Genomic DNA, 20,027 nt, shown 5'->3' on the forward strand with positions numbered 1-20,027 from the left:
AGCAAGGAACAACCATGGAAACAGTGGATTGCGTCGTAATCGGCGCCGGCGTGGTGGGACTGGCGGTCGCGCGCGCGCTGGCGCTGCAAGGCCGCGAAGTGATCATCCTGGAAGCCGAGAACGCCTTCGGCACCATCACCAGCGCGCGCAACAGCGAGGTCATCCATGCCGGCATCTACTATCCGGCCGGCTCGCTCAAGGCGCAGCTGTGCGTGCGCGGCAAGGCCATGCTGTACGATTACTGCGCCAGCCGGCACGTGGCGCACCAGCGCTGCGGCAAGCTGATCGTCGCCACCAGCGCGGCGCAGGTGGCGACGCTCGAAGGCATCCGCGCCAAGGCCGCCGCCAATGGCGTGGACGACCTGCGCCTGCTCGACCGCGCCGAAGCGCAGGCGCTGGAGCCTCAGCTGCAGTGCCACGCGGCGCTGCTGTCGCCGTCGACCGGCATCGTCGACAGCCATGGCCTGATGACGGCGCTGCTGGGCGATGCGGAAAACGCCGGCGCAATGCTGGCGGTGCAGTCGCCGGTGCTGGGCGGCGCGGTCACGGCGGACGGCATCCGGCTGGAGATCGGCGCGGAAGACGGCAGCGCCACCACGCTGCTGGCGCGCACGGTGGTCAATTCGGCCGGGCTCACGGCACCGGAACTGGCGCGCCGCATCGACGGCATGCCCGAAGCCCACATCCCGCCGCAGTACTACGCCAAGGGCTGCTATTTCACGCTAGCCGGCCGCGCGCCGTTCTCACGGCTGATCTATCCCGTGCCCGAGGCCGCCGGCCTTGGCGTGCACCTGACCATCGACCTGGGCGGCCAGGCGCGCTTCGGCCCCAATGTGCGCTGGATCGACGAGATCGAATACGGCGTGGATGCGGCGGACGCCGACGCCTTCTATGACGAGGTGCGCCGCTATTGGCCGGGACTGGCCGACGACGCGCTGCAGCCCGGCTACGCCGGCATCCGCCCCAAGATCAGCGGCCCGCATGAAGCCGCGGCGGACTTCCGCATCGACGGCCCCGCCGTGCACGGCGTGCCGGGCCTGGTTCACCTGTTCGGCATCGAATCGCCCGGGCTGACCTCGTCGCTGGCGATTGCCGAGCGGGTCTGCGCGGCGCTGGACTGAAGCGCGCCGTCGCCTTCCGCGCGAAAGCTCATCACCGCGCAGAACGCCCCCGCCGCCGCGGCCGCGGCGGCGAGCCCGAAGGTGTGCGCCGGCGCCAGCGCGTTCCAGGTCCAGCCCATCGCCAGCCCGCCCAGCGTGCCGCCGACGCCGTAGGAGATGCCGGTGTACAGCGCCTGCCCGCGCCCCTGCAGCGGCCCGGCAAACCAGGCCTGCAGGCGCTTCAGGCTGGCGCTGTGGTGCGCGGCAAAAGTCGCCGCGTGCAGCACCTGCACCAGCGCCATCAGCCATGCCAACTGCGCGAAGTAGCCGGTCAGCCCGAAGCGCAGCGCCGCCAGCACGAAGGTGCCCGCCAGGATGGTGCGCAGCGCCAGGCGCGCGAACAGCAGCCCCTGGTAGTAGAAGAAGACGATCTCGGCGACCACGCCGATGGTCCACATCATGCCGATGGCGAACTTGCTGTAGCCCAGCGTCTCCAGCCACAGCGAATAGAACACGTAGAGCGCGGCGTGCGCGAACATCATCAGGAAGGCCGAGGCCAGGAACCAGGCCACGTCCGGGCGGCGCAGCAGCGGCAAGGCGCGCGGCGGCGCCGTGCGCGGGCCCTCGTCGGCGGCATCGCGCATGGTCAGCACCACCCCGGCCAGGATCGCGAGCACGGCGCTTGCCACCCACGGGAACGCGCGCATGCCGACCGCCTCGAACAACGCCCCGCCGGCCAGCACCGCGCCGATAAAGCCGAGCGAGCCGAACATGCGGATGCGGCCGTAGCTGTGGTCGAAGGCGCCGTGACGGCGCAGCGTGGAAATGGTGAGGGCATCGCCCAGCGGCGACATCGCGCTGGTCAAGAGGCTCAGCGTCAGCATCATCGCCATCATGCCGCCGTAGCTGCCGACGCCGGGCAGCATCAGGAACGCCAGCAGCGACGTGAACGCGCTCACGCGCAGGATGCGCACGCGCGTGTGCATGACGTCGGACAGCCAGCCCCAGAGGTAGGGCCCGACGATGCGGCTGACCTGGAAGCTGGCCATCAGCACGCCGATCTGCACCGGGTCGAAACCGCGATCGGCGAAGTACAGGCTGACGTAGGGCGAGATCAGGCCGACGTAGCCGTAATAGCCCAGGTAAAAGAGCCCGAAGCGGGCATGGTCGGGGCCGCCGGCCCCGCTTTGGCCGCCCGCGCGCTGCGGCGTCAAGTCAGCGGGTCTGGCCGGCCTGCGCGGGGATGCGCGGCGTTTCGACGCGGACGTCGCCGCACTGGGCGCGGTGGCGCAGCGCGTGGTCGATCAGCACCAGCGCCAGCATGGCCTCGGCGATCGGCGTGGCGCGGATGCCCACGCACGGATCGTGGCGGCCGAAGGTCTCGACGGTGGCGGCGTTGCCGGCCTTGTCGATCGATTCGCGCGGGGTGCGGATCGACGAGGTCGGCTTGATCGCCAGCGACACGGTGACGTCCTGCCCGGTGGAGATGCCACCCAGCACGCCGCCGGCGTTGTTGGTGCGGAAGCCCGCGGCGGTCAGTTCGTCGCCATGGACACTGCCGCGCTGCGCGACGCTGTCGAAGCCGGCGCCGATCTCGACGCCCTTGACCGCGTTGATGCCCATCATCGCGTGCGCGATATCGGCATCGAGCTTGTCGAACAGCGGCTCGCCCAGGCCCACGGGCACGTTGCTGGCCACCACCTCGATCCGCGCGCCGACCGAGTCGCCGTCGCGGCGCAGCGCGTCCATATAGGTTTCGAGCTCGGGGATGATGTCGGCATTGGCGGCGAAGAACGGGTTCTCCGGCACGTGCGACCAGTCGGTGAACGGCACCGCGATCTCGCCCAGCTGCGACATATAGCCCCGGATCTCGGTGCCGTACTGCTCGCGCAGCCACTTCTTGGCCACCGCGCCCGCCGCCACCACCGGCGCGGTCAGGCGCGCCGACGAGCGGCCGCCGCCGCGATGGTCGCGGATGCCGTATTTCTGCCAGTAGGTGTAGTCGGCGTGGCCCGGGCGGAAGGTCTCGACGATATTGCCGTAGTCCTTGCTGCGCTGGTCGGTGTTGCGGATCAGCAGGCAGATCGGGGTGCCGGTGGTCTTGCCCTCGAACACGCCGGACAGGATCTCGACCTGGTCGGGTTCCTTGCGCTGGGTGACGTGGCGCGAGGTGCCGGGCTTGCGGCGGTCCAGGTCGCCCTGGATATCGGCCTCGGTCAGCGCCAGGCCCGGCGGGCAGCCGTCCACCACCGCGCCGATGGCGGGCCCGTGCGATTCGCCGAAGGTGGTGACAGTGAAAAGCAGGCCAAGGGTGTTGCCGGACATGATGGAAACCGCACAGGAATTGGGGACGGCCTCCATTGTAAGGCCAATGGCCGGGCTCGGGCGGCCCTTGGCGGCGCCGGCGGGCTCAGGCGGCGACGCCTTGCGCCGCCGGCGCGGCGGCCAGCTCCGGGTAGAACTCGGCGCGCATCCGGTCCATATAGGCCACCAGGTTGGCATGACCCTCGGCCGCGGTGCGGATCGGGGTGTCGAATACGGGGCACAGCAGGCTGCCGGCAAAGGCAAACAGCGTGGCATCGGCGCCGCACGGCTGGTCGCCCATCAGGTAGGGCTTGTCGCCCAGGATGTCGGCAATCGAGGTCACGCCCTTGCTCGCCAGCGCCACCAGCTCTTCCTCGCTATGCCGGCCCAGGCCCTGGCCCCACAGCGTCTTGCGCACCTTGTGGCGCACCAGCCGCTCGGCCAGCCCGCGCACCGGCGCCGGCACGCTGCGGAAGAACTGCGCCGGCCCCTTGTCGAAATTGGCCTGGTCGAGCCAGCGCACCCGCGCCACCGCCCAGTAGAGATGGTCCTCCATCAGCTTCTCGGCGGCCCAGGCGACGCCGCGCTCGGCCGCGCTCAGGCCCGCGTCGAAATCGATGTGGTAGGTCTTCTCGATATGCCAGCGGATCATGGTGGAATCGGCCACGATCCGGCCCATGTCGTCCAGGTACGGCAGCTTGCCCTTGGGCGCGCGCCGCAGGCTGCCGCGGCGCGCCGTGTACGGCAGGCCGGCCAGCTTCAGCAGCATCTCGGCCTTGGTGACGAAGGGGCTGGCATCGGGCAGCCCGAAGGCGGGGCCGAAGGTATAGAGGGTAATCATCGAGGATCGCCTTTGCGTCAGCTAGCGCCAGTCGCCGCGCAGGGTCTGCACCATCTGCTGCAGGCCTTCCGGCGTGGCCGACTCGGGCGGCACCGGCTCGCCCACCACCAGCTCCAGCCGGTTCAGGATGCCGCGCCGGAACGGCCGCGACATCGCCGGCGCGCCCTTGCGCGAGAAGAAGCTGCCCCACAGCCCGCGCAGCGCCATCGGCACCACCGGCACCGGGGTGCGGCGGATGATCTGCTGCACGCCCTGCTTGAACGGATTGATGTCGCCGGTGGCGGTGATCTTGCCTTCGGGGAAGATGCAGACCAGGTCGCCATCGTCCAGTGCCTGGGCCACGCTGTCGTAGGCGCGCCTGAGCATCTCGGGGTCCTGGTGCGCCGGCGCGATCGGGATCGCGCGCGCCTGACGGAAGAACCACGACAGCAGCGGCACCTTGAAGATGTTGTGGTCCATCAAGAAGCGCACCGGGCGCGGGCTGCACGCCATCAGCACCACCGCGTCGGCGAAGCTGACGTGGTTGCATACCAGCACCGCCGGGCCTTCGGCGGGGATGCGCTCGGCGTTGATGCGGCGCAGGCGATAGAGGGTATGGACCAGGATCCAGGCGATAAAACGCAGCAGGAATTCCGGCACCAGCGAGTAGATATAGACCGCCACCACCGCGTTGAGCAGCCCCACCACCAGAAACAGCTGCGGGATGGTGTAGCCCGCCTGGGTCAGCGCCACGCCCAGCAGCGAGGCCGCGATCATGAAGAAGCTGTTCAGGATGTTGTTGGCGGCGATGATGCGGGCGCGGTGCGTGGGCGCGCTGCGGCTCTGGATCAGCGCGTACAGCGGCACGCTGTAGAAGCCGCCGAACATCGCCAGCAAGAACAGGTCGGCCAGCACGCGCCAGTGGTGCGGCGCGGCCAGGAAGGCGCCGATGCCGCTCAACGCGGCCGGCGCCTGCCCCTGGCTGGCAAAGTACAGGTCGACCGCGAACACGGTCATGCCGATCGAGCCGAACGGCACCAGGCCGATCTCGACATGGCGCCCCGACAGGCGCTCGCACAGCAGCGAACCGGTGCCGATGCCCAGCGAGAACACCGCCAGCAGCAGCGTCACCACATTCTGGTCGCCGCCCAGCACATCCTTGGCATAGCTGAAGAACGAGGTCAGGAAGGTCGCGCCGAGGAACCACAGCCACGAAATGCCGAGCAGGCTCAGGAACACGGTGCGATTGCCGCGCGCCAGCGCCAGGTTGCGCCAGGTCTCGGAAAACGGGTTCCAGTTGATGCGCAGGTCCGGCTGCGGCGCCGGCGACGCCGGGATCCGGCCCGCCACCAGCCGCCCGGCCACGGCGATGATCACGCAGGCCGCGCCCACATACAGCGGTCCGACGATGGCGCCGCCCTGCTGCAGCCCGGCCAGCTCGCCCCCGATCAGCGTGCCGATCAGGATCGCGACGAAGGTGCCCATCTCGACCAGCCCGTTGCCGCCGACCAGTTCGCTTTCGTCCAGGTGCTGCGGCAGGTAGGCGAATTTGACCGGCCCGAACAGCGTGGAATGCAGCCCCATCAGGAAGGTGCCGGCGTACAGCAGCGGCGCGCTGTGCCAGGCAAAGCCGGCCAGCCCCAGCACCATGATGGCGATCTCCAGCGACTTGACCAGCCGGATCAGGCGCGACTTCTCCAGCTTGTCGGCGATCTGCCCGCTGGTGGCCGAGAACAGCACGAACGGCGCGATAAAGATGGCCGAGATCAGGAACGCCGCGCTGCGCGCGTCGACGCCCTCGAACAGCGCCGTGTGGTAGGTCACCAGCGAGGTGAAGGCGACCTTGAACACGTTGTCGTTCATCGCCCCCAGGAACTGGGTCCAGAAGAACGGCGCGAAACGGCGCAGGCCGAGCAGTCGGAACTGGCTGTGTTGGCTCATGAGGGGGCCGGTCGGTCGGGGACCGCCACGGAAATGGGAACGCCGGCTAGTGTGCCGCAGCCGCGGCCTTGCCGCCACCTTGCCGCGGCCAGGTGGCGCCAACCGAGGGTATTTCCGCAGGCGGTTTCAGGAGGCCTGGGTGGCTTCGGGTGGACTCAGCCGGCGCGGCCCGGCGCCCTCACTTGGCACCTCACTCGGCGCGCTCTTCCGGCCAGTCGCGGATATAGGCCTTGAGCATCTTGTTCTCGAAGCTCTGGTCCTCGACCACGGCCTTGGCCACGTCGTAGAACGAAATCACGCCCATCAGGGTGCGGTTGTCGAGCACCGGCAGGTAGCGGGTGTGACGCTCCAGCATCATCCGGCGGACCTCGTTGACGTCGGTTTCCATGGTGCAGGTCAGCGGCGCATCGTCCATCACCTTGCGGATGCTGCTGGTGCCGACGTTGCCGTGGTTGCGCGCCAGGGTCTCGATGATCTCGCGGAAGGTCAGCATGCCCACCAGGTCGCCGTACTCCATCACCACCAGCGAGCCGATATCGTGCTCGGCCATGGTGTGCACCGCGACCAGCAAGGAGGTGTCAGGCGTCACGGTATAGAGCGTATTGCCCTTGATCTGGAGGATGTCGCTGACTTTCATGATGGTCTCCGCTGCCTGCGCTCTGTCCGAGCTGAAACTGAGGGCATCGCCGCGGCCGCTGGCGGGGGCGATGCCGGTCACATTGTTTTCTGTTTAGGGGTGTGCGGGCGCCTTGCCCGTTGGCCGATGCTAGCCCAAACCCGCCGCCAAAGTAAAGCGGGAGGCCGGTTTGCGGGCCGCCACCGAGCGTGGGCGGGCACACGATGCTACGATGCTGGCCGGAGACAACTCAAGGCCGACCGACCATGTCCGGAACCCGCTTCGACACGCTGGCGCTGCACGCCGGCGCCGCGCCCGACCCCGCCACCGGGGCCCGCGCCACCCCCATCCACCTGACCACGTCCTTCGTGTTCCGCGACAGCGAGCACGCCGCGTCGCTGTTCAACATGGAGCGCGCGGGGCACGTCTACTCCCGCATTTCCAACCCCACGGTGGCGGTGCTCGAGGAGCGCATCGCCGCGCTCGAGAACGGCGCCGGCGCCATCGCCACGGCCTCGGGCCAGGCCGCGCTGCACCTGGCGGTGGCCACGCTGATGGGTGCGGGCTCGCATATCGTGGCATCGTCGGCGCTGTACGGCGGCTCGCACAACCTGCTGCACTACACGCTGCGCCGCTTCGGCATCGAGACCACCTTCGTCAAGGCGCGCGACATCGACGCCTGGCGCGCGGCCATCCGGCCCGATACCCGGCTGCTGTTCGGCGAGACGCTGGGCAACCCCGGGCTGGACGTGCTCGACATCCCGACCCTGGCGCAACTGGGCCAGGACCACGGCATCCCGCTGCTGGTGGACTCCACCTTCACCACGCCCTACCTGCTGCGGCCGTTCGACCATGGCGCCGGCCTGCTCTACCACTCGGCCACCAAGTTCCTGGGCGGCCACGGCACCACCATCGGCGGCGTGCTGGTCGAGGGCGGCACCTTCGACTTCGAGGCCTCGGGGCGCTTCCCGGAGCTGTCCGAGCCGTACGAGGGCTTCCATAACATGGTGTTCACCGAGGAAAGCACGGTGGCGCCGTTCCTGCTGCGCGCGCGCCGCGAAGGGCTGCGCGATTTCGGCGCGTGCATGAACCCGATGGCGGCGTGGCAGCTGCTGCAGGGCGTGGAGACGCTGCCGCTGCGCATGAGCCGCCATGTCGACAACACCCGCAAGGTGGTGCAGTTCCTGGTGTCGCATCCGATGGTGGAGTCGGTGTCGTACCCGGAACTGGAATCGCACCCCGACTACGAACTGGCCAAACGCCTGCTGCCGCGCGGCTGTGGCGCGGTGTTCAGCTTCAACCTGAAGGGCAACCGGGTCGCCGGCCAGCGCTTTATCGAAAGCCTGTCGCTGTTCTCGCACCTGGCCAACGTGGGCGATGCGCGCTCGCTGGTGATCCACCCGGCCTCGACCACGCACTTCCGCATGGACGCGGCCGCGCTGCAGTCGGCGGGCATTACCGAAGGCACGATCCGGCTGTCGGTCGGCCTGGAGGATGCCGACGACCTGATCGACGATCTCAAGCGCGGCCTGAAGGCGGCCGAGAAGGCCATGGGCGCGGGCAAACAGGGAGGGCAAGCCTGATGGAACTGAACCTTGCCGGCCAGCCGGCCTATGCCTATACCGGCGGCAAAGCTTTCGATCCCGCCCTGCCCTGCGCCGTCTTCGTCCACGGCGCGCAGAACGACCACAGCGTGTGGGCGCTGCAGACGCGCTGGTTCGCCAACCATGGCTTCTCGGTGCTGGCGGTGGACCTGCCCGGCCACAACCGCAGCAAGGGCGCGCCGCTGGCCACGGTCGAAGCCATGGCCGACTGGGTCATGGCGCTGGTGGCCGCCGCCGGCGTCACCGCGCCGGCCCTGGTGTTCGGCCACAGCATGGGCTCGCTGATCGCGCTGGAATGCGCGGCGCGGCATCCGCAGGCGGTGCGCGGCATCGGCCTGCTGGCCACGGCCTATCCGATGAAGGTCTCGGACGCGCTGCTGGACGCTTCGCTCAATCGCGAGGGCGAAGCCATCGCCATGGTCAACGCCTGGTCGCATTCCAGCCTCGCCAACAAGCCGTCGTCGCCGGGCCCCGGCGCATGGATGCATGGCGGCAGCCAGCGGCTGATGGAACGGGTGGCGCGCAACAACCCGCAGGCGCATGTGTTCCACAATGACTTCACGGCCTGCAACGCCTATGCCCATGGCGAGGAAGCCGCCGCGGCGGCGGCGTGCCCTGCGCTGTTCGTCACCGGCAGCAAGGACATGATGACTTCGCCGAAGGCGGCCCAGGCCCTGGCGGGCAAGATGCGCAGCGCAAGCCTGGTGACGGTGCCGTGCGGCCACGCGCTGATGGGCGAGCGTCCGGATGAAGTGCTGGATGCGCTGGCGGCGTTTGCGCGCAAGGTGGTGGCAGCGGGCTGACGCTGGTCCCGGACGGCTGGCCACGCCGGCGGCCGTCCGCATTACATCCCGGCGCCGAAGGTCTACACTGCAGCAAACAAGACCTGCCGGAGACAGCCATGGCCCACGCCCGCGCGCGCGAGTTCGAGAATTTCGCGGCCTTCTATCCCTACTACCTGAGCGAGCACCAGAACCGTACCTGCCGGCGGCTGCATTTCGCCGGCTCGACGGTGGCGCTGCTGTGCCTGGTGGCGCTGGTCGTGACCGGCAATGCCTGGTGGCTGCTCGCCGCGGTGGTGGCGGGGTATGCGTTCGCCTGGGTCGGGCATTTCGGGTTCGAGAAGAATCGGCCGGCTACGTTCCGGCATCCGGTTTATAGCCTGATGGGGGATTGGGTGATGTATGCCGATATTTGGCGGGGGAGGATTTCGTTTTGAGGGGGGCGGGGCCTGACGCTAATTTGGGGTGGGCGCTGTTGGTGACATGCTGTCGGCTGTTGAACTGCCTGGTTCCGCCCTCCTGGGCGGGTCACTTTTTGGCCGAGCGCCAAAAAGTAACCAAAAAGCGCGTTTACTGCCCTGCGGGCGGCATGTCTTATCGTAGTGTGCCTGGGCGTTTTCGTACGGGGCTTGGCTTCCTCACATAGCAGGACTGCCTGCCGCGGTGGTGCACCACTGTGGCAGGGGCGTTGAAGTGTGGGTTGAACGAGCCCAGAGCGCGGAGTGGCCCCTGCTGCCGGCCTTGTCGTAGGAACGCCTACGGCTGCTGCGCCGTCAGTCTCGCAGGTCAGGGGGCGTGGCACGGTACGCCTCGCTGCGCTCGCTTGGCGCTGTCGGCCTGTGATCCGGTCCAATCACGCGCCAGCCTGCAAGCCAGCTAACCAAAAATCAAACCTGCCCATGCCACCCCGGTGGCACCACCTCCAGCGCACGCCGCGGGCGCTGTCCGTCGCCATCGCCGGCCGTGGGCGGCAAGTCCACCGGCTGCTGCCGGAACACCGTTTCCAGCGTCTGGTCCAGCTGCGGATTGTCCAATATCGACTTGAGCGCATCGGCGCCGCGCAGATGCTGCGCCAGCGCCGTGCGAGGCAGCCGCGGCAGGTTCAGCACCAGCCGGTCATGCAGCGTGCGCAGCGTCACCTGCGACGGGTCGCACAGCAGCGCCCAGTGGGCCTGGCCGCGCTCCTGCTGCAGGCGGCCGACCAGGTGCATGGCCTTGAGCTTGTCCAGCAGGCTGGCCAGGTAGTCAGCCTCGACCCGCAGCTTGCGGCTCAGGTCCAGTTCGCCGACGCTGCGCGGCACTTCATCGCGGGCGCGGTAGAGCAGCAGCAGCACGCCCAGCGCGTCGAAGAACTCGCTGCCGGCAAAGCTGCGGCGGCGCCAGTAGCCCTGCCGGATCACCGGCAGGTTGGCGGCGATGGTCGCGCCCAGCAGTGTCACCAGCCAGCTCAGGTAGATCCACAGCAGGAACAGCGGCAGCGCGGCGAAGGTGCCGTAGACCGCGGTGTAGGCCGGGATCTCGGTGATGAAATAGCCGAAGCCGCGCTTGGCGAATTCGAACGCCACCGCCGCGACCAGCCCGGCCACGATGGCGTCGCGCCACTCGACATAGGCGTTGGGCACCGCCGTGTACAGGAAGGCAAAGGCCAGCGCCGACAGCAGCACCGGCGCCGCGCCCACCAGCAGGCCCAGCCCCACCGGCATGGTGCCGACATAGCCGGCCGAGATCGAGATCAGGTAGGAACTGATCGACAGGCTCGCGCCGATCAGCACCGGGCCGAAGGTCAGCACCGCCCAGAACACCAGCACCCGCTGCGCCAGCGGGCGGCGCTGCTTGACGCGCCAGATCGCGTTGAGCGCGTCTTCCACCGTCAGCATGGTCAGCACCGAGGTCACCATCAGCCCGCCCAGGCCCATCGCGGTCAGCCCGCGCGCGCTCTTGGCGAACATGCCGAGATAGCGCTGGATCGATTCGCTGACGTTGCCGGGAATCAGGTTCTGGAACAGGAATGCCTCGATGGCATTGCGGAAGTCGCGGAACACCGGGAACGCGGCAAGCAGCGCGAAGGCCACGGTCAGCACCGGCACCACCGCCAGCACGGTGGTGAAGGTCAGGCTGGCCGAGACCTGCGGCAGGCGGTCTTCGGCGGCGCGGCGCAGCGCATAGCGCGCCAGGGCACGCACCTTTTGCAGGTTCCATTCCCGGCGCAGGCGGGCGACGCGGGCTCCAATCATGCGCAAGCAACCTCCTGGATCTGGTCTGTAGGATCGTCTGTCGAATTCAAGGATGGCCCCGTTGCGCGTGCAGCGCGAGGCCATCGGGAGATGGCGCGGGGGGCGCATCTATAATACGCGCATTGTTGCCGGCACCCTCCCGCATCGCCGCTTCGCTGCCCCTTCACCGCCGGCCATCCCGCTCCATGACCGAGATCCTCGTCCTGTACTACAGCCGCCACGGCAGCACCCGCAAGCTCGCCGAACTGATCGCCACCGGCATCGACAGCGTCCCCGGCGCGCAGGCCCGCCTGCGCACGGTGCCGCCGGTTTCCACCGTGTGCGAGGCCACCGCGCCGGAGATCCCCGCCGACGGCCCGCCGTATGCCGAGCTGCGCGACCTGGAGGAATGCGCCGGTCTGGCGCTGGGCAGCCCTACCCGCTTCGGCAACATGGCCGCGCCGGTGAAGTACTTCCTCGACGGCACCGTGGCCCAGTGGCTGTCGGGTGCGCTCGCCGGCAAGCCCGCCTGCGTGTTCACCGCCACCGGCAGCCTGCACGGCGGGCAGGAGACCACGCTGCTGTCGATGATGCTGCCGCTGCTGCACCACGGCATGCTGATCCTGGGCCTGCCCTATTCCGAGAAGGGGCTGATGACGACGGCCTCGGGCGGCACGCCGTACGGCCCCAGCCACCATGCCCACGGCGACAACCGCGGGCCCGTCACCGAAGACGAATCGGCGCTGGCCCTGGCCATGGGCCGCCGGCTGGCGCAGACCGCGCTGCGCCTGGCCGGAGCGCAGGCATGACCCCCGCCGCAAACAGCGACCAGGCCCTGCACAGCCCGTGGCTGTACCGGCTCAGCGTAGGCAGCCTGCTGGCGCTGCTGGTGCTGTGCATTGCCTGGGAATGGTTCCTGGCGCCGCTGCGGCCGGGCGGCTCATGGCTGATCCTCAAGTTCCTGCCGCTGCTGCTGCCGCTGCGCGGCGTGCTCTCGCGCAACCGCTACACCATGCAGTGGTCGTCGATGCTGATCCTGCTGTTCTTCACCGAGGGCATCGTGCGCGCCACCAGCGACCGCGCGCCCTCGTCCACGCTGGCGTGGGTCGAGGTGGCGCTGACGCTGGTGTTCTTCACCAGCACCATCCTCTACCTGCGCCCGTACAAGCGCCGCGCCCGCGCCGCCGCCAAGGCGGCCGAGCCCAAGTCCTGAACCGCGTCCATCCATCGCCATGACCTCGCCTCAAGACTCCTTCCTCGCACTGTGCCGCGCCGCGCTGGGCCCGCAGCACGTGCTGACCGATGCGGCCGACCAGGCGCCCTACCTGACCGACTGGCGCAAGCGCTATCGCGGCGAGGCGCTGGCGGTGCTGCGCCCGGGCACCACCGCGGAAGTCGCCGAGGTGGTCCATGCCTGCCACGCGCACCGGATCGCCGTGGTACCGCAGGGCGGCAACACCGGCCTGTGCGGCGGCGCCACGCCGGTGGCGGGCGCACCGCAAGTGGTGATCTCGCTGCAGCGGCTCAACCGCATCCGCCAGGTCGATCCGCTCAACAACACCATCACGGTCGAGGCCGGCGTGGTGCTGCAGCAGCTGCAGGAGGTGGCGCGCGAGCACGGCCGGCTGTTTCCGCTGAGCCTGGCGGCCGAGGGCAGCTGCACCATCGGCGGCAACCTGTCGACCAATGCCGGCGGCACCGCGGTGCTGCGCTACGGCAACACGCGCGAACTGTGCCTGGGGCTGGAAGTGGTGACGCCCTCCGGCGAAACCTGGCACGGGCTGCGCGGCCTGCGCAAGGACAACACCGGCTACGACCTGCGCGACCTGTTCATCGGCGCCGAAGGCACGCTGGGCATCATCACCGCCGCGGTGATGAAGCTGTTCCCGCTGCCGCGCGCGTCGGTCACGGCGCTGGCCGCGGTGCACAGCCCGCGCGCCGCGCTGGCGCTGCTGGCCATCGCCCAGTCGCACGCCGGCGCCATGCTGACCGGTTTCGAGCTGATGTCGGCGCTCAGCATGACGCTGGTGACGCGGCACTTCCCGCAGCTGCGCTATCCGTTCGCCGACATGCATCCGCAGCTGGTGCTGCTGGAACTGTCCGACAGCGAAAGCGAAGCCCATGCGCGCGGCATCTTCGAGACCATGATGTCGGCCGCCTTCGACGCCGGCGTGGTCGCCGACGCGGTGGTGGCCGAATCGGTGCAGCAGTCGCGCGACTTCTGGAACCTGCGCGAGCATATTCCGCTGGCGCAGGTGGAAGACGGCAAGAACATCAAGCACGACATCGCCGTGCCGGTATCGCGCGTCGCGGACTTTATCGAGTGCACCGACGCGCTGCTGCAGAACGCCTTTCCCGGTGCGCGCATGGTCACCTTCGGCCATCTTGGCGACGGCAACCTGCACTACAACGTGGCGCCGCCCGAAGGCGTCGACCACGATGACTTCCTGGCGCACCAGGACCAGGTCAACCGCATCGTGCACGACAGCGTGCGCTCGCATAACGGCTCGATCTCGGCCGAGCACGGCCTGGGCCAGCTCAAGCGCGAGGAAAACCGGCATTACAAGAGCGAGGTCGAACTTGCCATGATGCGGGCGATCAAGGGCGCGCTGGATCCGCTCGGGCTGATGAATCCCGGCAAAGTGGTTTGAGCGCGCCTGCGCTCAGCGGCGCAGCTCGGTGTGGATATGGGCCGCGATGTGCTCGAGCAGTTCGTCGAGATGGCCGCGCAGCACGGCGAAGCCCGCATGCTGCGCCAGCGTGGCCTCGTCCATGTACAGCGCCCGGTTGATCTCGATCTGCAGGCTGTGGCGCCGCTGCGCCGGATCGGCATAGGCGCGGATCAGCTGCGCGCCCTTGTACGGCCAGTTGATGGCCACCTTGTAGCCAAGGCTGCGCAGGCACTCCGCCACCAGTTCGATGAATGCCGCCGAGCAAGTGGAGCCGTCGCCGTTGCTGACGACGAAATCCGGCCGCGCGGCGCCGTTGTCGACATTCATCGCATTGCCGCGCGACTTCATCGAATGGCAGTCGAGATGCCACACCGCGCCCCAGCGCGCATGGCGCTGCGCCAGCAGCCCCGACAGCGCGGCGTGGTACGGGTCGTAGTAGGTCTTGAGCAGGTATTCCGCCATGTACGGCGACAGCGTCGCGGCATAGACTGGCACGCCCGGCAGCGCCAGCCGGCGCAGCACGCCCATGCCGCGGCCGGACTTGTCGGTGGGGCGCACTTCATAAGGCATGGCGCCATCGATCAGGTCGGGGTCGATATCGTCGCGGGCGCGGTTGACGTCGACCAGCCAGCGCGGGAAGTCGGCGCACAGCAAGGTGCCGCCCACCCGCGGCGCATGCGCGAAGAGCTGGTCGACATAGGCGTCCCAGCCCGACAGCAAGGCCTCGGGCGGCGCCGCCAGCGGCAGGGTCTCGGCATGCAGCAGGCCGCTGTGCGGGGAATCCACCACCAGCGGCAGTGCCGCCCCGGCCGGTTCAGTCAGCGAATACGGAAGCGTCATGATCAGAATTTGTGCTGGATGCCGACGCCCACCGTGGTCACGGTGTCGCCGGACTTGTGCGAGTTGGGATCCTCGCGGTCAAAGAAGACGTAGGGCATGGTGCGCTTGCTCAGGCTGTAGCCGTAGCCGGCCTGCACCTTGCTGAGCCGGCCCTGCGGGTCGCGCTGCACCGCGCGCTGCATGTAGTTGACGGTGAGCTTGTGGGCGCCGTACGGCACCGAGAAGCCGACCAGCCAGTACGGCACGTCGGTGCGCGTGGTCGCGGTGCCGGCGTAGCGGTCGCGCCCGACGATGCCGTAGAGGTTGACCACGGTGAAGTCGTACGAAGCCACCGCCTGCACCTTGTCGCGGAAATCGTTGGCCACCAGGCCGCCGCTCTTGGCATCGCGCGAATAGCCCAGGCCTGCCGCGAACTTGCCGGCGGCGTAGTTCAGGCCCAGGTCGAACTGGCGGAAATCGTCCTCCGCCTGCACCGGCGGCCGGGTATTGGGCGTGGTCGAATCCGGTCCCGCCAGGTTCATGCGCGCGCGCACCGAGAAGCCGCCGAAGCTCGGCGTCATATAACCCAGCGCATTCGACACGCGGTTGCGCGCGTTCAGCACCCTGGTGCCGATCGCGGTGGCGCCCGCGTCGTGAATGGCGAAGTCGATGTTCTGCGTCACCTGCGAATAGATCGGCGAACCCACGATCGTCGCGGAATCGAGCCGGCCCAGCGCGATCGCGCCGAAGCCGCCCTGCAGGCCGACGAAGGCGTTGCGGAACTGCGGGTTGGTGGCGACGCCGTTGTCTGCGCCGAAGCCCTGCTCCAGGCCGAATGCCGCGCGCAGGCCGCCGCCCAGCTCTTCGCTGCCGCGCAGGCCCCAGCGCGAGGCGTTGTCCGCCATCTGCGCAGCCCGGCCATCGGGCCCCTTCTGGTATTCGATGTCGGTGTCGATACGGCCATACAGCGTCACCGTTGCGTCGGCCGCGGCCGACAGCAGCGCCAGCGCGCCGCCGAGGCAGGCGCGTGCGAGTGCGCGCCGGGTGTGGATACCGTTCATGCTGCTGCTCCCCTGTCGTGGTCTGTCATGCAAAATTCCCCCCCTCTGTGGTCCAACTGCCGCGTGTTCCGCCGGCGCGGCGCGCGCAGGCACCCGCCCATCCCGCGCAGGCGGGACGGATTCGTTCGATCGGGAGCGTGAGCGGGCCGCGCCGGGCGGCGGCTATCTAGTGATTCAGGTGGCAGGCGGACAGGCGTCCGCCGATATCGCGCAGCAGCGGCACCTGCGTCTTGCAGCGTGCGTTCGCGTGCGGGCAGCGCGGATGAAAGGCGCAGCCACTCGGCGGCGCCAGCGGGCTGGGCAGTTCGCCGCGGATCGGCTGGTGCGCGGGCGGACTGGCGCCCAGGCGCGGCGCGTCGGCCAGCAAGGCGCGGGTATAGGGATGGTTGGGCGCGGCGAACACCTCGCGCGCCGGGCCGCTTTCGACGATGCGGCCCAGGTACATGATCACCACGCGGTCCGACATATGCTCCACCACCGCCAGATTGTGGCTGATGAAGACATAGGTCAGCGCGTGCTCGCGCCGCAGCTGCATGAACAGGTTGATGATCTGCGCCTGCACCGAGACGTCGAGCGCGGAGACGGCCTCGTCGCAGATCAGCAGGCGCGGGCGCAGCGCCAGCGCGCGCGCGATCGCCACGCGCTGGCGCTGGCCGCCGGAGAACTCGTGCGGATAGCGCTCGGCATAGCCGCGATCGAGTCCCACCTGCTGCAGCAGTTCGCCGGCGGCCGCGGCGGCGCGCGAGCGCTCGATCAGGCCGTGGTAGACCGCGCCTTCGGTGATGGCCTGGCCAATGCGCAGGCGCGGGTTCAGCGACGCATAGGGATTCTGGAACACCATCTGCACCGCACGGTGATAGGCGGCGGAAGCGATCTCGGCGCGCTGGCCTTGCCACGCGATCTCGCCGCCCGTCTGCGGCAGCAGGCCGGCCAGCATGCGGCCCAGCGTGGACTTGCCGCAGCCGGACTCGCCGACCACGCCCAGCACCTCGCCCTGGCGCACCTGCAGCGAGACATCGTTGACGGCATGCACCGCCTGCGCCGGCTTGCCGGCCATGCGCGCGAGCAGGCCGGGCTTGAGCAGAAAGCGTTTCTGCAGGTTGTGCGCTTCGAGCATGACCGTCATGCCGCCTCCAGGGGATAAAAGCAGCGCAGCGTGCGGCCGCGCACAGTGGTTTCGACAGGGACCTGGGCGCACGCGGGACGCGCGCGCGGGCAGCGCGGCGCGAAGGCGCAGCCCGGCGGCAGCGCGGCCAGTGCCGGCGCCGCGCCCGGGATCGCGCGCAGGGTGGCGCCGCGCATCGCCGGGGTCGGCAGCGAATCGAGCAGGCCGCGCGTGTACGGATGCAGCGGCCGCCTGATCAGTTCGGCGACCGGCCCCTGCTCCACCACCCGGCCCGCGTACATCACGCAAACGCGGTCGACCAGGTCCTTGACCACGGCAAGGTCGTGGCTGATCCAGATCGCGGCGGCGCCGGTCTCGCGCACCAGTTGCTTCATCTCGTAGAGGATTTGCGCCTGGATGGTGACGTCGAGCGCGGTGGTGGGCTCGTCGGCGATGATCAGGTCGGGCCGGTTGATCAGCGCGTTGGCGATCGCCACGCGCTGGCGCATGCCGCCGGACAGCTCGTGCGGATAGGCGCGCATGCGCTCCTGCGGCGCCGGAATGCCGACCCGCGCCAGCGCCTCGACCGCCTGCGCATGGGCCTGCGCGCGGGTGCGGCGGTGGTGCACCAGCACGGTCTCGGCGAGCTGTTCGCCCACGCGCATCACGGGGTTGAGCGACATCATCGGGTCCTGGAACACCATCGCGATGCGGTCGCCGCGCAGCGCCTGCCACTGGCGCGGCGAACACGCCAGCAGCTCCTGACCGTTGAAGCGCACCGAGCCGCCGGTGACGCGCCCGGGCGGATCCAGCAGGTTCATCAGCGAGAACGCCGTCACCGACTTGCCCGAGCCGGATTCGCCCACGATCCCCAGGATCTCGCCCGGCTCCAGCGTGAACGACACGCCGTCGACCGCCTTCACCGCTCCGTGCGCGAACGCGAAGCTGGTGCTCAGGCCCGAAACTTCCAGTAGTGCCATGCCGGGCTCCTTACGCTTCCAGCCGCGGATTGAGCACGCGGCGCAGGCGGTCGCCCACCAGGTTGATCGAGCCGATCAGCAGCACCAGGGCCACGCCCGGAAATACGCTGATCCAGTACTTGTTCGACAGCATGTATTCGAAGCCGTTGGCGATCAGCATGCCCAGCGACGGCTGCGTGCGCGGCAGGCCGATGCCGAGGAAGCTCATGGTGGCCTCGAGCGTGATCGCATGCGCGATCTGCAGCGTGCCGGTCACCACCAGCGGCGCCATGCAGTTGGGCAGGATATGGCGGAACATCACGCGCAGCGCCGGCAGCCCCTGGCCCAGCGCGGCCTCGACATACTCCTTGCGCCGCTCCACCTGCGCCGCGCCGCGCACGGTGCGGGCAAAGTAGGCCCATTGCACGATCACCAGCGCCAGCAGGGTCTTGTCGACGCCCTGCCCCAGCACCGCCAGCAGGATCAGCGCCACCAGCACCGCCGGCAGGCTCAGCTGCAGGTCGACCACGCGCATGATGGCGGCATCGACCACGCCGCCGAAGTAGGCCGCGGCCAGCCCCACCGCGCTGCCCACCATCAGCGCCACCACCGCGCTGATCACGCCCACGCCCACGCTGATGCGGATGCCGTAGAAGATGGCGCTGAGCAGGTCGCGCCCGGCGCCGTCGGTGCCGAGCCAGTAGCGCGCCTGGCCTTCATAGCCCGTGCTGCCCGGCGGCAGCTCGGAATCGATCACCGACACCGTGGCAAGGTCATAGGGGTTCTGCGGGCTGATCGCATGGGCCAGCACGGCCACCAGCAGCAGCACCAGCAGCAATGCCAGCGCGGCGGCGGAGACCCGGTTGGCGCAGAAGCGCCGCAGCAGCGAAGGTCGAGCCGGCGGCGCGGCGGCTGGCGCCGGGGCGAGCGTGGGGAGCGCGGGAGCGGCTTCATCGTTTTCGGATAGAGGCAGGGACATCGGTTCAGTCTCGGTCTTCGGTATTCGGTCTTCGATAGCGGGGAATGGACGCGGCGGGGCTAGGCCGCCTTGTGCCGCAGGCGCGGGTCGAGCACCACGTACAGCAGGTCGACCACCAGGTTCAGCACCACGAACAGCAGCAGCGTGACCAGCAGGTACGCCACCACCACCGGGCGGTCCAGCGCCAGCACGGAATCGATGATCAGCTTGCCCATGCCGGGCCACGAGAACACCGACTCGGTCACTACCGAGAAGGCGATCAGGTGGCCGAACTCCAGCCCGACCACGGTCACGATCGGGATCAGCACGTTGGGCACCACGTGGCGCAGCACCAGCCGCGCCCCGCCCACGCCCTTGGCGCGGGCAAACTTGATGTACTCCTGCCCCGCCACCTCGCGCGTGCCGGCCTCGGTCAGCCGCGCCACCAGCGAGATCTTGAACAGCGACAGGGTCAGCGCCGGCAGCAGCAGGAAGCGGATGCCCTCCCAGCTGGTCACCGACAGCGGCACGCCCAGCACCGTGCTGACCGGGCCGCGCCCGCCCGACGGCAGCCAGCCCAGGTTCACCGAGAACACCAGGATGCCGATCATGCCGATCCAGAAGGTCGGCATGATCACGCCGCCGAGCGAGGCCGCCATCAGCATCCGCGCCAGCCGGCTGTGCGGCTTCAGGCCGGCGTAGACGCCCATCGGGATGCCGATGCCCAGCGACAGCAGCAGCGCCGTCACCGCCAGTTCCAGCGTGGCCGGCACGCGGCTGACGATCAGCTCGATCGCGGGCCGGTTGTAGACGAAGGAGTCGCCGAGGTCGCCGTGCAGCGCGCCCTCGAGGAAGCGCAGGTATTGCTGCGGCACCGGCAGGTCCAGGCCGAGCGCATGGCGTGCCTCGGTGATCTCCTGCTCGGTGGCGGTGGGGCTGACCAGCAGGTGCACCGGGTCGCCGATCAGGTTGACCGCGCAGAACGTCAGCACCGACATGATCCAGAGCACCGCGATGCTCTGCAGCAGCCGTTTCAGTAGGGTTTCAAGCATGGTAGAAGCCGGTGGGGATGC

Annotated in this window: 19 protein-coding genes; 7 read left to right on the forward strand and 12 right to left on the reverse strand. The window is 69.2% G+C overall.

Features of this window, described 5'->3' with window-relative positions:
• The first annotated feature begins 14 nt into the window (after nt 1-14).
• Nucleotides 15-1,121, forward strand: coding sequence for an NAD(P)/FAD-dependent oxidoreductase (locus tag GA0116996_RS16205; RefSeq protein ID WP_092313645.1), 1,107 nt, complete (start codon nt 15-17; stop codon nt 1,119-1,121).
• On the opposite strand, the gene GA0116996_RS16210 is transcribed toward GA0116996_RS16205, so the two are convergent.
• The 5 genes from GA0116996_RS16210 to GA0116996_RS16230 all read right to left on the reverse strand — a co-directional run bounded on the left by GA0116996_RS16210 (nt 1,043) and on the right by GA0116996_RS16230 (nt 6,802).
• Nucleotides 1,043-2,314 (reverse strand): MFS transporter, encoded by a 1,272-nt coding sequence (locus tag GA0116996_RS16210; RefSeq protein ID WP_092313648.1) that lies wholly within the window; start codon nt 2,312-2,314, stop codon nt 1,043-1,045. The genes GA0116996_RS16205 and GA0116996_RS16210 overlap by 79 nt on opposite strands.
• A gap of 1 nt (nt 2,315) precedes the next feature.
• Nucleotides 2,316-3,425, reverse strand: a complete 1,110-nt coding sequence (aroC, locus tag GA0116996_RS16215; RefSeq protein ID WP_026164292.1) for a chorismate synthase — start codon at nt 3,423-3,425, stop codon at nt 2,316-2,318.
• Between the two features lie 85 nt (nt 3,426-3,510).
• Complete coding sequence (locus GA0116996_RS16220; protein WP_092313651.1) at nt 3,511-4,245, reverse strand: glutathione S-transferase C-terminal domain-containing protein; 735 nt, start codon at nt 4,243-4,245, stop codon at nt 3,511-3,513.
• Nucleotides 4,246-4,266: 21 nt separating this feature from the next.
• Complete coding sequence (locus GA0116996_RS16225; RefSeq protein ID WP_092313654.1) at nt 4,267-6,165, reverse strand: MFS transporter; 1,899 nt, start codon at nt 6,163-6,165, stop codon at nt 4,267-4,269.
• Nucleotides 6,166-6,355: 190 nt separating this feature from the next.
• Complete coding sequence (locus GA0116996_RS16230) at nt 6,356-6,802, reverse strand: CBS domain-containing protein (protein ID WP_092313657.1); 447 nt, start codon at nt 6,800-6,802, stop codon at nt 6,356-6,358.
• A 245-nt stretch (nt 6,803-7,047) separates the two neighbouring features.
• On the opposite strand from GA0116996_RS16230, the gene GA0116996_RS16235 reads away from it, so the two are divergent.
• The 3 genes from GA0116996_RS16235 to GA0116996_RS16245 all read left to right on the forward strand — a co-directional run bounded on the left by GA0116996_RS16235 (nt 7,048) and on the right by GA0116996_RS16245 (nt 9,604).
• Nucleotides 7,048-8,364 carry an O-acetylhomoserine aminocarboxypropyltransferase gene (locus GA0116996_RS16235; RefSeq protein ID WP_092313660.1) on the forward strand — a complete coding sequence of 439 codons (1,317 nt, stop codon included), beginning with the start codon at nt 7,048-7,050 and terminating at the stop codon, nt 8,362-8,364.
• Nucleotides 8,364-9,188 (forward strand): alpha/beta fold hydrolase, encoded by an 825-nt coding sequence (locus GA0116996_RS16240; RefSeq protein WP_092313663.1) that lies wholly within the window; start codon nt 8,364-8,366, stop codon nt 9,186-9,188. The genes GA0116996_RS16235 and GA0116996_RS16240 overlap by 1 nt, the downstream gene beginning before the upstream one ends.
• A gap of 98 nt (nt 9,189-9,286) precedes the next feature.
• A complete protein-coding gene (locus GA0116996_RS16245; protein WP_092313666.1) occupies nt 9,287-9,604 on the forward strand; it encodes an Mpo1-like protein in 318 nt (105 codons plus the stop codon).
• Nucleotides 9,605-10,054: 450 nt separating this feature from the next.
• On the opposite strand, the gene GA0116996_RS16250 is transcribed toward GA0116996_RS16245, so the two are convergent.
• A complete protein-coding gene (locus tag GA0116996_RS16250; protein WP_092313669.1) occupies nt 10,055-11,401 on the reverse strand; it encodes a YihY family inner membrane protein in 1,347 nt (448 codons plus the stop codon).
• A gap of 185 nt (nt 11,402-11,586) precedes the next feature.
• On the opposite strand from GA0116996_RS16250, the gene wrbA reads away from it, so the two are divergent.
• The 3 genes from wrbA to GA0116996_RS16265 are packed head-to-tail and all read left to right on the forward strand — an operon-like array spanning nt 11,587 to nt 14,031.
• Nucleotides 11,587-12,189 carry an NAD(P)H:quinone oxidoreductase gene (wrbA, locus tag GA0116996_RS16255; RefSeq protein WP_092313672.1) on the forward strand — a complete coding sequence of 201 codons (603 nt, stop codon included), beginning with the start codon at nt 11,587-11,589 and terminating at the stop codon, nt 12,187-12,189.
• Complete coding sequence (locus tag GA0116996_RS16260; protein WP_092313675.1) at nt 12,186-12,593, forward strand: DUF2069 domain-containing protein; 408 nt, start codon at nt 12,186-12,188, stop codon at nt 12,591-12,593. Before wrbA ends, GA0116996_RS16260 begins: the two co-directional genes overlap by 4 nt.
• A 19-nt stretch (nt 12,594-12,612) precedes the next feature.
• Entirely contained in the window at nt 12,613-14,031 is a 1,419-nt protein-coding gene (locus tag GA0116996_RS16265; protein WP_092313678.1) for an FAD-binding oxidoreductase, read from the forward strand.
• A 12-nt stretch (nt 14,032-14,043) separates the two neighbouring features.
• Here GA0116996_RS16265 and GA0116996_RS16270 read toward each other — a convergent pair whose 3' ends face one another.
• From GA0116996_RS16270 to GA0116996_RS16295, 6 genes are all read right to left on the reverse strand, one after another.
• Complete coding sequence (locus tag GA0116996_RS16270; protein WP_092313681.1) at nt 14,044-14,892, reverse strand: N-formylglutamate amidohydrolase; 849 nt, start codon at nt 14,890-14,892, stop codon at nt 14,044-14,046.
• A 2-nt stretch (nt 14,893-14,894) separates the two neighbouring features.
• Nucleotides 14,895-15,932: a porin gene (locus GA0116996_RS16275; protein WP_092313684.1), complete on the reverse strand. Its 1,038-nt coding sequence runs from the start codon at nt 15,930-15,932 to the stop codon at nt 14,895-14,897.
• A 166-nt stretch (nt 15,933-16,098) separates the two neighbouring features.
• A complete protein-coding gene (locus tag GA0116996_RS16280; RefSeq protein ID WP_092313687.1) occupies nt 16,099-17,058 on the reverse strand; it encodes an ABC transporter ATP-binding protein in 960 nt (319 codons plus the stop codon).
• Nucleotides 17,055-18,017 carry an ABC transporter ATP-binding protein gene (locus tag GA0116996_RS16285; protein WP_092313690.1) on the reverse strand — a complete coding sequence of 321 codons (963 nt, stop codon included), beginning with the start codon at nt 18,015-18,017 and terminating at the stop codon, nt 17,055-17,057. Before GA0116996_RS16285 ends, GA0116996_RS16280 begins: the two co-directional genes overlap by 4 nt.
• Nucleotides 18,018-18,027: 10 nt before the next feature.
• Nucleotides 18,028-18,975 (reverse strand): ABC transporter permease, encoded by a 948-nt coding sequence (locus GA0116996_RS16290; RefSeq protein WP_092313693.1) that lies wholly within the window; start codon nt 18,973-18,975, stop codon nt 18,028-18,030.
• 59 nt (nt 18,976-19,034) lie between these two features.
• Complete coding sequence (locus GA0116996_RS16295; protein ID WP_012352504.1) at nt 19,035-20,006, reverse strand: ABC transporter permease; 972 nt, start codon at nt 20,004-20,006, stop codon at nt 19,035-19,037.
• Nucleotides 20,007-20,027 lie beyond the last annotated feature (21 nt).

The sequence above is a fragment of the Cupriavidus alkaliphilus genome, from assembly GCF_900094595.1.
Classification (GTDB): Bacteria; Pseudomonadota; Gammaproteobacteria; order Burkholderiales; family Burkholderiaceae; genus Cupriavidus; species Cupriavidus alkaliphilus.

What these genes read in the sequence shown, in the direction of transcription:
- GA0116996_RS16205 (WP_092313645.1), top strand. Translation starts at nt 15, where the DNA reads ATGGAAACAGTGGATTGCGTCGTAATCGGCGCCGGCGTGGTGGGACTG.
- aroC (WP_026164292.1), bottom strand. Translation starts at nt 3,425, where the DNA reads ATGTCCGGCAACACCCTTGGCCTGCTTTTCACTGTCACCACCTTCGGC.
- GA0116996_RS16220 (WP_092313651.1), bottom strand. Translation starts at nt 4,245, where the DNA reads ATGATTACCCTCTATACCTTCGGCCCCGCCTTCGGGCTGCCCGATGCC.
- GA0116996_RS16225 (WP_092313654.1), bottom strand. Translation starts at nt 6,165, where the DNA reads ATGAGCCAACACAGCCAGTTCCGACTGCTCGGCCTGCGCCGTTTCGCG.
- GA0116996_RS16230 (WP_092313657.1), bottom strand. Translation starts at nt 6,802, where the DNA reads ATGAAAGTCAGCGACATCCTCCAGATCAAGGGCAATACGCTCTATACC.
- GA0116996_RS16235 (WP_092313660.1), top strand. Translation starts at nt 7,048, where the DNA reads ATGTCCGGAACCCGCTTCGACACGCTGGCGCTGCACGCCGGCGCCGCG.
- GA0116996_RS16240 (WP_092313663.1), top strand. Translation starts at nt 8,364, where the DNA reads ATGGAACTGAACCTTGCCGGCCAGCCGGCCTATGCCTATACCGGCGGC.
- GA0116996_RS16245 (WP_092313666.1), top strand. Translation starts at nt 9,287, where the DNA reads ATGGCCCACGCCCGCGCGCGCGAGTTCGAGAATTTCGCGGCCTTCTAT.
- GA0116996_RS16250 (WP_092313669.1), bottom strand. Translation starts at nt 11,401, where the DNA reads ATGATTGGAGCCCGCGTCGCCCGCCTGCGCCGGGAATGGAACCTGCAA.
- wrbA (WP_092313672.1), top strand. Translation starts at nt 11,587, where the DNA reads ATGACCGAGATCCTCGTCCTGTACTACAGCCGCCACGGCAGCACCCGC.
- GA0116996_RS16260 (WP_092313675.1), top strand. Translation starts at nt 12,186, where the DNA reads ATGACCCCCGCCGCAAACAGCGACCAGGCCCTGCACAGCCCGTGGCTG.
- GA0116996_RS16265 (WP_092313678.1), top strand. Translation starts at nt 12,613, where the DNA reads ATGACCTCGCCTCAAGACTCCTTCCTCGCACTGTGCCGCGCCGCGCTG.
- GA0116996_RS16270 (WP_092313681.1), bottom strand. Translation starts at nt 14,892, where the DNA reads ATGACGCTTCCGTATTCGCTGACTGAACCGGCCGGGGCGGCACTGCCG.
- GA0116996_RS16275 (WP_092313684.1), bottom strand. Translation starts at nt 15,932, where the DNA reads ATGAACGGTATCCACACCCGGCGCGCACTCGCACGCGCCTGCCTCGGC.
- GA0116996_RS16280 (WP_092313687.1), bottom strand. Translation starts at nt 17,058, where the DNA reads ATGACGGTCATGCTCGAAGCGCACAACCTGCAGAAACGCTTTCTGCTC.
- GA0116996_RS16285 (WP_092313690.1), bottom strand. Translation starts at nt 18,017, where the DNA reads ATGGCACTACTGGAAGTTTCGGGCCTGAGCACCAGCTTCGCGTTCGCG.
- GA0116996_RS16290 (WP_092313693.1), bottom strand. Translation starts at nt 18,975, where the DNA reads ATGTCCCTGCCTCTATCCGAAAACGATGAAGCCGCTCCCGCGCTCCCC.
- GA0116996_RS16295 (WP_012352504.1), bottom strand. Translation starts at nt 20,006, where the DNA reads ATGCTTGAAACCCTACTGAAACGGCTGCTGCAGAGCATCGCGGTGCTC.